18 protein-coding genes are annotated in these 15775 nt (G+C 38.6%); 1 reads left to right on the top strand and 17 read right to left on the bottom strand.

The window, feature by feature from the left end; translation table 11 throughout:
* Positions 1-13 precede the first annotated feature (13 nt).
* From arsB to AABJ51_RS10460, 6 genes are all read right to left on the bottom strand, one after another.
* Complete coding sequence (gene arsB / locus AABJ51_RS10485; protein WP_338372485.1) at positions 14-1048, bottom strand: ACR3 family arsenite efflux transporter; 1035 nt, start codon at positions 1046-1048, stop codon at positions 14-16.
* A complete protein-coding gene (locus tag AABJ51_RS10480) occupies positions 1041-1466 on the bottom strand; it encodes an arsenate reductase ArsC (RefSeq protein WP_338372484.1) in 426 nt (141 codons plus the stop codon). The genes arsB and AABJ51_RS10480 overlap by 8 nt, the downstream gene beginning before the upstream one ends.
* Before the next feature lie 73 nt (positions 1467-1539).
* Entirely contained in the window at positions 1540-2004 is a 465-nt protein-coding gene (locus AABJ51_RS10475; RefSeq protein WP_338372483.1) for a GNAT family N-acetyltransferase, read from the bottom strand.
* Position 2005: 1 nt separating this feature from the next.
* A complete protein-coding gene (locus AABJ51_RS10470; RefSeq protein ID WP_338372482.1) occupies positions 2006-2326 on the bottom strand; it encodes an ArsR/SmtB family transcription factor in 321 nt (106 codons plus the stop codon).
* A gap of 103 nt (positions 2327-2429) precedes the next feature.
* Positions 2430-3455 carry a hypothetical protein gene (locus AABJ51_RS10465; protein WP_321577276.1) on the bottom strand — a complete coding sequence of 342 codons (1026 nt, stop codon included), beginning with the start codon at positions 3453-3455 and terminating at the stop codon, positions 2430-2432.
* Positions 3456-3648: 193 nt separating this feature from the next.
* Positions 3649-4077 (bottom strand): DUF3872 domain-containing protein, encoded by a 429-nt coding sequence (locus AABJ51_RS10460; protein ID WP_338372481.1) that lies wholly within the window; start codon positions 4075-4077, stop codon positions 3649-3651.
* Positions 4078-4118: 41 nt separating this feature from the next.
* Between AABJ51_RS10460 and AABJ51_RS10455 the strand changes: the two genes are divergently transcribed.
* Entirely contained in the window at positions 4119-4403 is a 285-nt protein-coding gene (locus AABJ51_RS10455) for a YciI family protein (RefSeq protein WP_338372480.1), read from the top strand.
* Here AABJ51_RS10455 and AABJ51_RS10450 read toward each other — a convergent pair.
* The 11 genes from AABJ51_RS10450 to AABJ51_RS10400 form a co-directional block, all read right to left on the bottom strand.
* A complete protein-coding gene (locus AABJ51_RS10450; RefSeq protein WP_338372479.1) occupies positions 4400-4981 on the bottom strand; it encodes a conjugal transfer protein TraO in 582 nt (193 codons plus the stop codon). The two genes, AABJ51_RS10455 and AABJ51_RS10450, sit on opposite strands and share 4 nt — an antisense overlap.
* A 46-nt stretch (positions 4982-5027) precedes the next feature.
* Entirely contained in the window at positions 5028-5993 is a 966-nt protein-coding gene (gene traN, locus AABJ51_RS10445) for a conjugative transposon protein TraN (protein ID WP_338372478.1), read from the bottom strand.
* A 55-nt stretch (positions 5994-6048) separates the two neighbouring features.
* Positions 6049-7335 carry a conjugative transposon protein TraM gene (gene traM, locus AABJ51_RS10440; RefSeq protein WP_338372477.1) on the bottom strand — a complete coding sequence of 429 codons (1287 nt, stop codon included), beginning with the start codon at positions 7333-7335 and terminating at the stop codon, positions 6049-6051.
* A complete protein-coding gene (locus AABJ51_RS10435) occupies positions 7325-7654 on the bottom strand; it encodes a TraL conjugative transposon family protein (RefSeq protein WP_338372476.1) in 330 nt (109 codons plus the stop codon). Before AABJ51_RS10435 ends, traM begins: the two co-directional genes overlap by 11 nt.
* 11 nt (positions 7655-7665) lie before the next feature.
* On the bottom strand, positions 7666-8289 hold the full coding sequence (traK, locus tag AABJ51_RS10430; RefSeq protein ID WP_338372475.1) for a conjugative transposon protein TraK: 624 nt from the start codon (positions 8287-8289) through the stop codon (positions 7666-7668).
* A gap of 33 nt (positions 8290-8322) precedes the next feature.
* Entirely contained in the window at positions 8323-9315 is a 993-nt protein-coding gene (gene traJ, locus AABJ51_RS10425) for a conjugative transposon protein TraJ (RefSeq protein WP_338372474.1), read from the bottom strand.
* A gap of 19 nt (positions 9316-9334) precedes the next feature.
* On the bottom strand, positions 9335-9964 hold the full coding sequence (locus AABJ51_RS10420) for a DUF4141 domain-containing protein (protein WP_338372472.1): 630 nt from the start codon (positions 9962-9964) through the stop codon (positions 9335-9337).
* 92 nt (positions 9965-10056) lie between these two features.
* Positions 10057-11019 (bottom strand): fimbrillin family protein, encoded by a 963-nt coding sequence (locus AABJ51_RS10415; protein WP_338372471.1) that lies wholly within the window; start codon positions 11017-11019, stop codon positions 10057-10059.
* Between the two features lie 52 nt (positions 11020-11071).
* On the bottom strand, positions 11072-13576 hold the full coding sequence (locus AABJ51_RS10410) for a TraG family conjugative transposon ATPase (RefSeq protein ID WP_338372469.1): 2505 nt from the start codon (positions 13574-13576) through the stop codon (positions 11072-11074).
* Positions 13573-13797 carry a hypothetical protein gene (locus AABJ51_RS10405; protein ID WP_338372468.1) on the bottom strand — a complete coding sequence of 75 codons (225 nt, stop codon included), beginning with the start codon at positions 13795-13797 and terminating at the stop codon, positions 13573-13575. The genes AABJ51_RS10410 and AABJ51_RS10405 overlap by 4 nt, the downstream gene beginning before the upstream one ends.
* Positions 13778-15592: a reverse transcriptase/maturase family protein gene (locus tag AABJ51_RS10400; protein ID WP_338372467.1), complete on the bottom strand. Its 1815-nt coding sequence runs from the start codon at positions 15590-15592 to the stop codon at positions 13778-13780. Before AABJ51_RS10400 ends, AABJ51_RS10405 begins: the two co-directional genes overlap by 20 nt.
* Between the last annotated feature and the right edge of the window lie 183 nt (positions 15593-15775).

Below are 15775 nucleotides of genomic sequence, written 5' to 3'. Positions count from 1 at the left end.
CATTGTAATTATTTTATTTATAATATTTCTTTCTTAGCCAAAAGGCTATGTTCACCAAAAGTATAAGTACAGGCACTTCAACCAATGGGCCTACTACCCCTGCAAAGGCCTGTCCACTATGCAATCCGAAGACACCTATTGCAACTGCAATAGCCAGTTCAAAGTTATTACCTGTGGCTGTAAAAGCTATCGAAGCATTTTTATCGTAAGACGCCCCCATTAATTTTCCTGCAAAGAAGCTGAGGAAGAACATGACTACGAAATAGATTAGTAACGGTATGGCTATACGCACGACATCCAACGGTATTTGTACAATCAGTTCCCCTTTGAGGCTAAACATTAATACAATGGTAAACAGTAGGGCTATCAGGGTAATTGGTGAAATTGCAGGGATAAACTTATCCTTATACCATTGTTCCCCTTTTAATTTTACCAATATCAAACGGCTTAAAATACCCATTAGGAAAGGTATTCCCAAATAGATAACAACTGTTTCGGCAATTGTTCCTATGGAGATATCCACAATTGCACCCTCAAAGCCAAATAACGGCGGTAACTTGGTTACAAATATCCACGCATAAAAACTGTAAAAAAACACCTGAAAAATACTATTCAAGGCGACAAGTCCTGCACCGTATTCTGTATTGCCTTCTGCCAGGTCGTTCCATACAAGCACCATCGCAATACACCGTGCAAGACCTATAAGAATAACCCCAACCATGTATTCGGGGTAATCGTGTAAAAAGAGAATGGCAAGTAAGAACATTAAGACAGGCCCAACAATCCAATTCAGGATTAACGAGACAGTCAGTATTCTGACATTCTTGAAAACTTTCGGCAGTTGTTTGTAATCTACTTTTGCCAATGGCGGGTACATCATCAGGATAAGACCGATTGCCAGAGGAATATTTGTTGTACCGTTCGACATGGAATCTATATAACCACTGAAAGACGGTATAAAATATCCCAACCCTACACCGATAGCCATTGCAAGGAATATCCAAAGTGTTAAGTTCTTATCTAAAAAATTCATCTTCTTATTACTCATGGCCTTTTATCTTATCGGTGTATAATTTATAAAATGCTGTTTTGATTTCATTCCTTATCCTGATATACTCGGATTGAATAAATTCGGGTGTTCCCGTGGCTTCGGACGGATCATTAAAACCGATATGCAGACGGTTCCTTACTTTTCCCGAGAATGCAGGACAGCTTTCATTTGCACCCCCGCAAACAGTAATCACATAATCCCATTCGTCATTCATATATTGCTCTACACTATCGGATGTATGATGTGAAATATCTACTCCTGCATCCTGCATGACTTCTATTGCCTTTGGATTTACTTTTCCGCTTGCTTTTGTCCCTGCGGAATAAACAGACAATGAAGGATCGAATGATTGTAAAAATCCATGTGCCATCTGGCTGCGGCAACTATTTCCTGTACACAGAATTAAAATTCTCATATTGTTTATAATTTCGTATTTACACTAACAGTTCCTATTTCGTCGAATAACGAATATATGTCTTAAAAAAATATCAGGATAAAACTTTTGACATTTTATAGTTTGTCATCAAGATACCAATGCAAACGGTCTGTTGTTCAAGAATAGCATAGCCTTTTTTTGAAAAGAAAGGCTGAGCTGTAATACTGACATCAGCAGTTATTTCTGAAATATCTTTTAACCGTGCATATTCTTCAATCTTTTTAAGTAAGAATGTCGCAATGCCCTTCCCCTGATAGTCTTTATGGACAAACATAGAATTTAAATACCCTGACAATTTTAGGGCAGCAAACCCTAATATTGTATTGTTTTCCTCAGCAAGTATAAAGTATTGCTCATTTATCCGTTCCTCCCATACACTAGTGTCTTTTCCTTTTGCAGCCCAGCATTCGACCTGTTCGGGTGTATAGTCTTTTAAATTGACTGAAAGGATAGTTGAACGAAATAATTCCTTAATGGCAGGAATATCTTTTTTTGTTGTAACCCTGATGTTCATCATATCAGCAAATATCGTCTGTTTTCTGTAATTGCGTAAAAAAGCCACCAAACAGTTTTTTGGCCTTATTCCAGTTTTCGTTATTGATACAATATTTCACGGTGGGTAATGTAATTGTTCCCTGAATCAATCCTGCATCTTTCAGTTCGTTCAGATGCTGAGACAGCGTGCTTTTGGCAATCGGTAACACCTCTGACATATCGCCATGATAGCAGCATGACTCATTGGCAAGCATTTCTAATATCGCTATACGAATAGGATGTCCTAATGCTTTAGCAAAGCGTGCTAATTGCTCCTGATCGGCTGTTAATTCTTTCTTCGACATAGACTCGATATTTATTGTTCGCAAATATACGAATATAATTTTAATTCGCAAGATTACGAACTAAGTTAAAAACGATTACCCTTTTATCAGGGTTGATACAAACTCAAAATAAAGAAAAATTGTTAATCCTATCCATAGAAAGAATAGGACTGATCTGTCTACGGAATTCCTCAATAGTTTGCCTTTTAGGGGTAATCTGGTTTTGACCCTTTCCCCACCATCCATTAAAATTACGTTCGGAATATCCTTCAATACTCCTCCTCGGAAATTCAGCTAAAATGCTTTCGTAAAAAGATTTTAAATATAGAGGGCTATAAGCACCTTCAATATTAATAAAGTTATTCCATGTACTTTCTAACTCTTCTTTTTCTTTAATATCTATAATTTCTATACTATCAAATCTATGCAAAGGACCGTTATTATAGATATCTTTTAATAGCTCAATTGCAGCAGCATCTGTCTTCGGTGCACTATATCCGAAGAATGTAACTATAGTAGAGTCTTTTATCCACTCTTTTACACGAATCCATTGTTCTATAATAAATGGATCTTTTTCATAGTTTTTATTTTTAATTGGATATAATAATCTTGTTTTAGACAAAGCCTTTTCGCAGACTTGACATCTATTTCTAATATGTCCATAACTTTTACAATTGACACAAAAACCAGCCCAAACATTTCCATGAAGAAAAACTAGCTCGGGAAGATCTTTCGTTAATTTTGACATTCGATTATATGCCTGAATGAGAAGAGGATCCCAATTGAATGATGCTATGAGATCTTTTTTTCGAAGAGAAATTATTAAGTAGTCATAAACAGTCATATAATCAGGGAGTAAAAGTTTACTAAACCTTTCTACTATAATAGTTTCAAGTTTATATTTTATCTCCTCACATTCAGGTCTTTCCTCTAGTTCAGAATAAATATCTTCTAAATTCTTACTCCTCGTCTTTAAGTTACAATTATCTATGACCTGTTCAATGTTTAATTCTGAAAGAAAGTTATCCATACAAGACAATCTTCTGCCATTTTTGTCCCCATCGGGAATTGCAGCCATTGAAGCACCTGCTCCTAAAATAACTAAGTGTGATCGACTACGTTGTCGTGTCATAAATTCATTGTGATCCATATGGAAGTATTAGTATTACTGTTAAATAAGAACTGCTTAAAATTAGTGTAATTATACAAATCTTAAAAGTCTCCAATAGAAATATTAGAGACTTTTCAAAAAATATTTTAATCATCAGAAACACTCGGAGCCGTCACCAATGAATAAATAATGCTTATCCAAGTGGACACATACGAAATAATCACCATTGTCATCATTCTATTTCCTCCGAATTATCATTATTAAAAGAAAAAGAAAGCTGATAAGTATTCCGATAATTATCCTCAAAGTAAATATCAATCACTTGTTGATCTTCCGACTTAGAAGTATAATACAACCGAAATGTCTCGTTAGTCAGCTCATATGTATCATTCGGTAAAAATACCGTTCCGTCATCCATTCTTAACTCCCCTTTGCCATCCGGCTGAAAATACCGCAGATAATACTTCGCATTATCATATCTGCCTGATCGTTCCAACTGACAGCGAATCCCAGTAGTCTCTCCAACTTTTAGTTTTTTCGGAACAGGCAGGTGAGTAACCTCGAATTCATAGCCTTGCTTAATATCAATATCGTCACTACAGGCACAAGCGATACATGCAATCAGTATCGTGTAAATTATATATGATGCTATTCTTCTCATATCGATTTCTATTTTTTACTTTTGTTTCAAATTTGAATGTTATGTTTATTTTCGTTCTAACCTATCAGAAACCACTTAGCGAGGTTGAAAAATATCTGGGTATGCACCGCACTTATCTGGATATAAATTATAAAGAAGGATATTTCATCGCTTCAGGACGACAAGAACCTCGTACCGGAGGTGTTATTCTGTGTAGAGCAGCAACAAAAGAGCTTGCTTTGGAAATTATGAAAGCCGATCCGTTCTATCTCAATAAGGTTGCAACTTATGATATTATAGAATTTCTTCCTGCCAAATATGCTGATGGTTTTGACCGATTTATCTAATTGATCATGATCTTAATCCCCATACCGATTTGCGTGTGGAATTTATTTATGTCTGATCCGAGCAACACCCGTTCCCGTGCATTGAGCAGTAACACAAGCCGATCAGTCAGGTACGTTTCTATCTCAAAGCTGACTGCACCACCGTATAAGAAATTATCCTTTGTTGTGATGCTTGCTCCATCAAACAGTAATTCTTTCCCCCAATTAATTGTTTCATAACCTGTAACAGCGGAAAAACCTACTGATAAGAATACAGTTTTACCAGGATCAGATAAGAATTTCAGATAATACCCCCCTTCGGCTGTTATCTGAGATAAGGGTATCAGCTTATCCTTATACTCATAAGATTTCTGTAGATATTCTCCGCCAAAGGTCCATCGGTTACCATTGTTTGTATAAGTCGATAAAGCAATACCACCAAAGAAAGCCTGTCCGTCTTTCTTTTCCGGATTAAATCCATCCACAAAACCACCTGTTACCTGAATACCTTTTTGTCCGGGCAAGTAACGTTGGGCATGAGTCTGTCCAATAAAGACAAGGCTCAATATCATTACTAAAGCTATTTTATATCTATACATTTTGTTATTGTATTCGTGTGTAGTAAAAAAGTCAATAACCCTGACCTTATTTGATCTTTAACTCATTAATTTGTTCTGCCCGTATCAGGTCATCATTCTCTATCACAAAAGCCTGATTTCGTCCACCGTTCTTTTCAAAGAGTTCAATGACCAACTGCTTATCATTCGGCATCGTTATCTTATCAATGGTGAAAACGGTTCGTTCCGTCTGATTAGCTCTAACCTGAGAGATGAAATTGTAAGCCCGAAGCGGATATATCACCGTTTCCTGAACAGCTGTTTGTTTCACCATCTTCTTGTCTACAATCTTGAATCGGATAAAGTCAATATCAAAAGGAACATTCGTTGAGTTCTTGATCTGTGTATGTAGATACAAAAGTCCATTGTGACTATAAATACCTTTGAGTAGATATTGGATTCCGAAACGTTTCGAACCGATATGTTTTACAATTCGTTTGTCATTCTGATAGATGGAGCGATTAATTAGGTATACTATGCGGGGAGATTCACGACCGAGTTCCTTCAGGTAAATCTCCATTGAGTTATTCGGTCTGTTGGTAGCTATACCATCATGCATAAAGTCTTTCATTTCAATGTTTAGCTTCTCAGGCTCATCGGCATACTTGATATTGAAAGTGTAATAACTTCCTTCTTCGGTTATTACAGCCATATTCGTTTCGGTTTCAAAACTGTGAACAGCTGCCTTTATCCGTAATACATTCTCCGAACTCCCTGCTTTTCCTGCAATGATATTACTCGAGCCTAGGTCCACATACCGAATCGCAGCAGGAAAAATAACATGTACAGTTTTCTGAAAAGTTACTTCCAATCCGTAAGGAGGAATCATTCGATCAAAGGTTATTTTCTTGGAAAGCCCTTCATAATAATCCCCATAAGAGGGTTTGAGTACCTGTTGCAGATCTTCCTGCATATCTTTTGACGTTGTTTCATTTTGCGCATGAGCTACAATCGTTGTCAGCACCAATGCGAGTGCAATAATATATTTATTCATATTTTTTTACTTTGGTTTAATCATTAATGAATAATAGATAGGTCTGTGACCTTGTTTACTGTTTAGGCATCAGCATAATCCGATAGCCCGATTTGAGGGTAACCTTTACCTGTCGTATCTTCTTCTGCATATATGCCGATACTCCTTGTATGGCTCCCTTACTGAGATCGGATGCCAGTTGTGCCCCCATGCTCTCAGTCATCGTAAAACTTGTTCCCACGCTGTTTCCCATATTGGCGATAATTTCTTTGGCTGCATTCATCTCCAGTGATCCCGGTATATGAATACCTTTCTGCCCATCTGTGTCGTAAGTAACCATTTCTACAGGAATAATTGTTCCTTCATACTCAATAGAAGATATCAGTATATCCAATCGTTCACCCTGAATCTTGGCAATGCCTGTTAGGATCGTATTTTTAGGAATAAGAGTAGTTCCTGCCACCAATGGTTCGCTCAATCGTAAACGGGTTGTTTGTCCATCAATTATCGTCTGGTCATCATGAATAACCGCAGAGATGGTATTCTTGCGACTTACTCCAATTTCCCCATCCATTGTATTGAAACCTGTATTTCGTGTCTGATCATACATTTGATACAACTCTTCATTAGTAACATTCTGAGCCAGTGATGAAACCGTATTCTTTTGTATCTGACGAACTGGGCTGATTGTAGTCTTTCCATTTTTAGAAGAACCATCTTTCCCATAATTATCAATCTTGCTTTTCAATGAATTGGAATTGTTCGTTGGAGACTCTGACTGTGTCTGTGGCATATACTTGGCTGCCATCTCATAAGACTTTTCCATCAGGAGCAGTTGTTCATCGACATCTGACTGTTTATTGTCCTTATCCTGCATCTTAGCTTCCAGTTCCTCCAGTTTCTTTTTCATCTCTTGCTTTTCAGGATCGTCTTTGGGCTTTTCATAGAAATTACCCAATGTCCGATTGATGTCCCTATAAGCCGATACCGAATTATTAATCGGAGCTTTCTCTTTCTTAATAGCCTGCTGAGGCTCATCATCCAGATTGATAGTCACCCGTTCAGTTTTGGAACTTTCCAGCATATCGGCATAACCCTGTAAGGATTGCATCCGCTCTTTCTGGCGTTCTTTCATCTGTTCCTGTTCGTAGGCATCTTGCTTATCTCCAATGATACCGTCTCCTTTAGGATCAGGGATATCGGCATTGAAGCCCATACCTATCTGCTCTTTGGCTATCTCTTTCTCCGATGGAGAGACAATCAGCCAAATACATCCTGCACAAACAATTGCCATCAATGCGAAAATCGCATATTTCTTTAGCTTTTGTTTTTGCTCTTCACTTAGTTTTGGTTTATCCGCCATATGATTGATCTGTTTTATTGTTAGTACTATCCGAAACATCAATATCTGAGTCCGGAATATCCGAATCAAATACTGCATCTTTCGGTTTGGTCTTTTCCAGTTCCAGCTGTTTGATATGCTCTATCTTCAGCTGATCCCTGCGTTCCTGTTCCCGTCCCCAATTACTGATAGCTGTAAATGTGAAATACAGGTTCAGGATCGTGAAGAATAAAAGCATGATGACAATTACGGTCAGTCTTTTGTCTGGAGTAATCTCCCCACAGAGGTCTTTGAGCTTATCTTCCAGCCAATAACCGAGTTCTTTAATCCGTTCTTTCATAGCTCAGCATTTTATCGATCCAATACCCTTAAATCCTTATTCTCCCGTATTTCGAAAGCTTCGATACTAAATCCATGTGGATTATTGTCGGAACGGACAGAGTTCAGCAGTTTACAGGTTGTCACAAGGCTACGCTCCGTGATATTGCTTTCTCTGATAATCATCTGCCGTGCATAGGTGATAACCTGATAGGGATAAACCTCGAGATTACAGGAAATGCTATCGACCTGTATGGTCTGATTGATATTTCCAGAAATGATCCGATTGTAATATCCTTTCTCCGATAAATCTTTGTAATAATTGAAGGCGGATTTATCCGACAAGAGTAATGCCCGTTGGATATTACTTTCAATGGCAGATTTATCAGGGGAGAGCGTAAAGAACAATTCGTGGAAACGCCTGACATGTTCACGGGCTTCAACCGGTCTGTTTTGAGATAAGTCCTGTGAAAGAGCGAGCATCAGGGACTTTCCGTTATCCAGCACATAGATCTTCTGGCGTTGTGCTTCTGCGAAATTATAGGCACTCCAAACGGAGTAACCTGCAACAGCAGCACATAAACAAAGAAAGACAATGCCGAAGATGCGGAGCTGCTTAAAGCTCGATTCGATATTTTTTAATGATTTGAATTCCATTGTTTTTTGATTTGATGATTGAGATTAGGGATTTTACCGCCCTTTCAAGCGTCCTACAATATTTCCGGCAGCAGCACCTCCAGCGCCACCAACCATTGCTCCGGCTTTAGTTGCTGTATTGTTGACATTCTTTCCAAAATTGCCCATGCCTCCTGCCGATATTATCCATCCGGCAACAGTCGGTATGGTGAAATAGCCGACAATCCCAATGATGAGAAATACGATGTAGATCGCATCTGAGCTATCCAGTGAGAAGTTAGGATCGGTCTGCATCCGTTCAATATCCGATTGGAGCATCAGGGATTGAAGCCTTGCCAGTATCGTGCTGAACAGATCGGAAACGGGAAGCCACAGATAAACGGATATGTATCGTGTGATCCACTGCGTGAGTGTCGATTGAAAACCATCCCAGACAGATATAGCAAAAGCCAACGGTCCGAGAATAGAAAGAACAATCAAGAAGAAGGTGCGTATCACATCAATAATCAATGCTGCTGCCTTAAAGACTATTTCCAATATCTCCCGAAAAGCTTCCCGAATCCACTTCTTTGCATTATACAATCCACGCTCAATGTACATTCCTGCGATTTCTCCCACATCGGTAATACCCAGTTGATCCAGCTTCTCTTCAAAGATCTCGTTGTCTACTAAGTAGGCTGTTTCGGGATTACGCTTCATGGCTTCGTATTCCAGTTTGTCTTTCATCTCTGCATACTTTTGCATATCCAATGTTTCGGATTGTAACATTCCATTTGTACCCTGTACCACAGGGCTCATAATGCTATTGATTGTTCCAAGCACCACAGACGGAAAGAACATAATACAAAGGCCAATGGCAAAAGGACGAAGCAGAGGAAATACATCTATCGGTTCAGCTCTAGACAGGGATTGCCAAACACGATATGCCACATAGAACAAGGCCCCCAGTCCTGCTATTCCTTTAGCAATGCCGATCATATTGCCACATAAGGGCATCATCTGATCGTAAAGCGTCCGCAGGGTTTGATGAAATTGATCGAAATCCATTTTTCTTTTTGTTTTAGGGTTACCAGTAGCGATCCGAAGGATTACCATACAAAGCATTGACACGGGCTGTTTCGCCTTTTTTCTTGGCTCGCAAATACGAAACTCCGATATTTTTATTTGTATAGTATCGAACCAGATTCCGGTAATCGAGCATTGCATCGTAACAGGAGTTAACCACATCGATACGGTCTTTATCCGAAAGAGAAAGTGTACTGATATTCACCACTCCTTTTAGTTCGCTCAGAACATCATTACTCTGTTCCAACAGACGGGTATATCCGTTGGCTATGGCATTGAGTTCTTCGATAGAGTAATTGGGATCGGACAGCATCTTTTGAAAGCTGTGTACATAGATATCGGAGATTTCACCGACCATCAGAATAGTTCTTTGTACCTTCTTGGCATCTTTGACTAATCCATTTACGGCTTTTAGTGCATCGTAATACTGTTTTCCTTGATTATAAACCTTTTGGACTTCTTTGAAATTGTTCACCATATTTTTGGCAGTCGTTGATGTCTGTACGATCTGTTTGCTGGTATTGACAATACTCTGAGTGAAGTTACTCGGGTCCCAGACTGTCCATTGGGCTGATATATTTGAAGTGAAAAGCACAAGGCTCACGCACAACATGAAGATTTTTATTTTCATATTTCAATTATTTTTAATGATGTAAATTGAATAAAAAGAGAGAAGTAACAGAGTAAGAACAGAGGTGTCAGTGTGCTTACTCTGTATGTGAGTTAGTCGGTAATGATTAGATTTGCCGAAATACCGCCCGTCCAATCCGAGATATTTACATTCCCAATTTTCAGGCTCGAACCATTAATTGTTACAGCGTAGGTGTTTTTCGTACCTGCTTTCCAAGCAGTGTTAGCCGCGACTTTCCATGTATATATCCGTCCGTCGATAGTAAAGTTAAAAACAACATCCCCTTCGCCTCCTGTTGATTTAATAGGCAGTACAAAGACTTTTAAGAAATCTGCTTCCGATTGAGATGGCTTTTCTGGAATAGTTAACAACGGATAGATATTCGAATACGCCTGAATAGATGCCGGTCTGTTCTTTCCTTCAATATTCTTAATCGTTCCTGTTGAAATATCCATTAATCCTTCATTGAAAAGAATAGTCTTTTTATCGGCATTGGCTATCTCAATACGGGTAAGCTTACCTTGCCAGGGATAATTGGATTTACTGATATTAAACTGGACTAAAGCCATTGCATGCTTCATGGTCAGGCTTACTGCCGGATTATCTTTGTTGATAGCAGCTTGTCCCGGAGTATGGGTTCCGTACATGTAATCCTGTTGTGTTGCGTGATCCACTAAAATAGACCTACCATCGGTATTGTTACTGCTGTACGGATAATAGGCATAGACCGTAGCGTTATCCCCTGTAAGCCTGATCTCAGGTGTTTGATTCCATATTCCATTCCTAAAAATAGATAATGCATTGTCATTTTCTTTATACGAATTATTGTTATCCCCCAGACTACCCGATGTGACAAACAAACCGATATTTGTTCCCTCAGGAAATGCAGACACAACTGATGCCCGTGTATTGACAACGTCTATTGCTGTGATGTCGGTCTGAATTTTTAAAACGGCATCTCCGCCACTTGGAGTTACCGGATCATCATCATTACTACAACTGTTAAGACTAAATAGAGAGACAGCAATGACTGTCAGAAAAAAGAACTTTTTCATATAATTTATTTTTTTACGTTTGAGATTAATTTAAAATTGTTGGTAAGCCTGTTTACGAAAGAGGCTTATCCGTAGTGATTAGCTTAATAGCCTGTTCAATATCCCCGCCTAACTTTTCCGAAAGTTTCTGCACTTGTAGCTTTTCTGTCTCTTCGGTAGTATAGGTATAATACTCGGACGGGCTTACTTCTGTAGCATATACAGCCGATTGCATACCGCCTAATCCGATCCATACTTCTTTGTAAATACGGCTTGGATTGTTGGACATGTTGATGGAAAGTATCTGGGCTTTTTCTTTTTCGGTTAAGCCTAATAAAGCCTGTATCGAATCGAACTTATTCATATACTTCCGTTGGTCGAGCAGTATCTTACAATCGGAGTTATTAATGATAGCTTCCTTTACAATGGGGGATGAGATAATATCATCCACTTCCTGTGTAACAACGATTGCTTCTCCGAAGAATTTACGAACAGTTTTATACAAATACTTCAGATACTCAGCCATATTCGGAGACGAAAGGGCTTTCCATGCTTCTTCCACGATCAGTTGCTTTCGGATACCTTTCAACCGACGCATCTTGTTGATAAACGCTTCCATGATGATGATGGTCACCACAGGGAAAAGGTCTCGATTCTCCTTAATAGCATCTATTTCGAAGACGATGAAGCGTTTGTTCAATAAGTCCAGTTCCTTGTCCGAGTTTAGCAGAAAGTCAAAACGACCACCCCGATAGTACTGACGAAGCGTAGTCAGCATATTGTCGATATTGAAATCGGATTTACTAACTTCAATCTCTCTTTTCGCCAATGCCGTTTTGTACTCATCCCGCATAAACTCATAGAAGGTATTGAAACTTGGAACAATGCTCCGGTCAGACTGAATCTTTTTAATGTATTCATCGACAGCACTACCGAGTTCTCCACTTTCAGTCTTGGATATCTTATCGTCTTCGCTTTTCCAAAGCGTCAATAGCAAGGTTTTCAAGCTATCCTTTTTCTCTACATCAAACTGGTTGTCATCAGTATAGAATGGATTGAAAGAGATCGGATTTTGTTCAGTATATGTAAAGTAAATTCCGTCTTCCCCTTTGGTTTTACTACGGATCATTTCACACAAGCCCTGATAGGAATTACCTGTATCCACCAAAACGACATGTGTTCCCTGCTCCCAATACTGGCGAACGAGATGATTCATAAAGAAAGACTTTCCACTACCTGAAGGACCTAACACAAACTTATTCCGATTGGTGATGATTCCTTTTTTCATGGGTAAGTCGGATATATCCACATGAAGCGGTTTTCCCGTTACCCTGTCTACCATCTTGATTCCGAAAGGCGAAGGAGAACTCTTGTAGTTTGTTTCCTCCACAAAGAAGCATAAAGCCTGTTCAATAAAAGTATAGAAAGCTTCTTCCGATGGAAAATCACCCTGATTACCCGGAATACCTGCCCAAAACAGAGTCGGTGTATCGACTGTATTGTGCCGGGGTTTACATTCCATGAGAGCTAACTGGCTACCCACATCGTTTTTGATTCGTGAAAGCTCTTCCTTATCTTCACTCCAAGCCATTACATTAACATGGCAACGAACAGAGGTTAATCCGAAACTATGGGCATCATTCAGGTAATCTTCAATCCATTGCTTGTTTATCTGATTACTTCTGCTGTAACGGGATAAAGAGTGCATATTTCTAGCTTGTCTTTCAAAACGTTTCAGGTTCTCTGCATGGTCATCAATAAAGATATACTGATTGACAATGTGGTTACAGGTCAAGAGTACTCCGATAGGTGCAGCAAACGACAGACGACAATCACTTCGATCTGTGGATAGCCTTTCATAACGGGTATCAGTTTCTACTTTACCCGGAAGATCATCCACATCTGAAAGCGTATGCAGGCACAGATACTTATCACCGATTTTCATTTCACCTGCACCAAGAGACATATCCTGTAAACAGGTGGTGTCATTCTGCGATAAGGAGAAATATTTTTCGATAATGCCTGCCTGATCTGCTGTTCCTACAATCTCATCAGTGGTCAATCGTACCAACTTGATAAATCCGCTATCGTTAATGATCCGTTCAAACTGGCTGACTGATTCCAAAAATTTCTGAGCCATCTCGCGATCCTGCATTTCTTTGGGTACGATAAAGCCACGGGTAAGAGCTGTAAAGCTGCTTTGTTGTCTGGCTCTCTCTTTGTTCGTCTTAGTCAGAAAGAGATAACAGGTGTGATTCAGAAAAGGACGTTCATTAAAATGACGCTCGAAACTACGAGATAGAAAACTGATGTCTTCTTTCTGCAACTCGGGGGTATAATCCTCTTCTATAAACCAGTCCTGTTTACAGACTATTGAATAGTTGGGTAATACCTTCATCGCTTTTGCCCAGGCTGCATGGATTGCTTCGTACTCAGGAGAGGTGACCGTAAAGAGTTCGGGCAGTTCCACCCGATAGGCGACAGTGATATCCGCATCTTTACTCAGGATACAGTCATGTTCAACTGCCAGTATGGGAAACTTGCTTTCGAGTGTTGCTGCACTTAAAGTATTTCTCATACAATCTCCTCCTTTCTTTTGATACGACTAATGAGCTGTATGATCCGTTTGCGATTGATGATATAGCGGGGATGGTTACGGATAGCTTGTAAGTAGGCTAAGTACCCAGCGCCTTTCCATATTTCTATGATAGGTTTCCAAGAACTCGCCTCCGAACCGTACGTACACGTCTCCATGTATACGGCTCTCCATTGATATTGTTCAGTCCAATTTTCCTGCATGAATCTTATAATGACAATTAATACATACTGCAATAGTTTTTCTCTTTCTGGCAATCATTAAAATCTCCCATCGTTTTTTACCTTTTAGGTCTTTAAGTTTTTTTATATGATGCATGTGTAGATTTTCCTCTGCTCCACATATCTCACATTTACGAGCTTTCAGTCTATCTATAAGACTGGTTCTGCAATTGGAGATAATGTGGGTGTTCGGTATCAAATCATTTGGACTCATGCAGTAAGGTTGTTTACGTTTGAAGCCTTGATTGTAGAAGTTCCTGTATTTGGCATTACCATACTTGTCAGTATATGCTATTGAAAATTCTTTAGCACGTCGGTATTTGTTTATTATTTTGGAAATAGTTGTATTGTACTTACTTGCAAAAGTTTTGTACATACTATACTCCATAATATATCCCAAATTGGAAACGATATTGCTATTGTTGGCAATACTATAATAGTTGTAGAACCCTCTTATCTCAGCATTATATTGCTCTAAAATCTCTAAGTCGTCATGATTTAATAAGTATGGTCTTGATTTTGGTCTCCATATTTCTTTGCCATCTATTATCTTAAAACGGACAGCATCGTATTCAATCAGTTTTTTTCTTATGATTTCAGATGTGATATTTAATACAACTTTACTGCTGAATGTTCTCACTTTTCTGCCAAGAGAATTTCCTTTAGTCTGATTCGTTTTTCGGATATAGATCTCATATCCTAAGAATTTTGCAGGTTTTTCTGTATGTGTTATCAGAGTTTTTTCTTCTGACAGTTCGAGTTTTAACACGCCATTTAGGTATTCCTTTATGTCATTTTTAATTTGTATACTGTCTTTTTTACTTCCGATTACACCCAGAATAAAATCATCTGCATATCTTATATATTTTAATCTTTTAAATCCGTCGTCCATTTTATCATTACTAGGAATTAGGGTTCTCTTTCTATCTATCTCTTTGATTTCGGAGATAATAGCATTACTTAGCTCCTCGCTTTCTACATTTTTTAGTTTCTTAGATAAATACCTTTTTCTGCATTCAAGTTTTCTATACTCTACTGTCCTGCCACGCTTTTCTCCTTTATCGAATTTTCGGATGTATTCTTTCACATATTTGTCTAGTTTATCGAGGTATATATTTGCCAATATAGGACTTACAATGCCTCCTTGCGGAGTTCCGCTATACGTTTTGTGAAACTTCCAATCTTCAACATACCCTGCATTCAAAAACTTTCTTATCAGGTTAATAAATCTTTCATCTCTGATACGTTCTCTTAAGATATTAATCAGCACATCATGATTGATGTTATCAAAAAATCCTTTGATATCGCCTTCAATGAACCATTTCGTCCCAATGAAAGATTTCTGTAGACTAGCTAGTGCTGTATGACAACTTCGATTGTTACGGAAACCATGTGAGGTTTGTTCAAAACGACCCTCATAAATGGCTTCTAGTAACATCCGTATGACTTCTTGCACTAATTTGTCATCAAACGATGGTATTCCCAACGGACGCTTTTTCCCATTTTTCTTTGGGATATATGTCCTTTTAGATGGAGATGGTCTATACGTCTCACTCTTGAGACTATCAACCAATTGTTCTATGCGCATAATACTCATGTCGTCTATGGTTTGCCCATCTACACCTTGTGTCATGTTTCCGGGTTTGGCATATATTTTCTGATATGCGACATAAAACATTTCTGCATTTAGCAAATTTTTGTAGAGTCTTTCAAACTTGTAGTCGGTATTCCGACTATGTTCAGACAGACTGTTTAATACTAATTTTGGATCTCTCATAATGTCTCTCACATTTTCCATAATTCATATTAAAAAATATCAACTGTTCCCCTTCGCCATGTACAAGGCTTTCCCTTGCTCGGACTACTACGGGGACTCCGTTACCATGTCGGATATTCAAGAGCAAATCTCTATAGCCTTTTGGCATTCCGATTTAGGTAATCCCCATTTAGATATATGTCA

The sequence above is a fragment of the Indolivaga capnocytophagoides genome (assembly GCF_036511535.1).
Lineage (GTDB): Bacteria > Bacteroidota > Bacteroidia > Bacteroidales > Dysgonomonadaceae > Dysgonomonas_A > Dysgonomonas_A capnocytophagoides.
The sequence above is the reverse complement of the archived record's forward strand: the minus strand, read 5'-3'. Positions and strand labels throughout refer to the sequence as shown.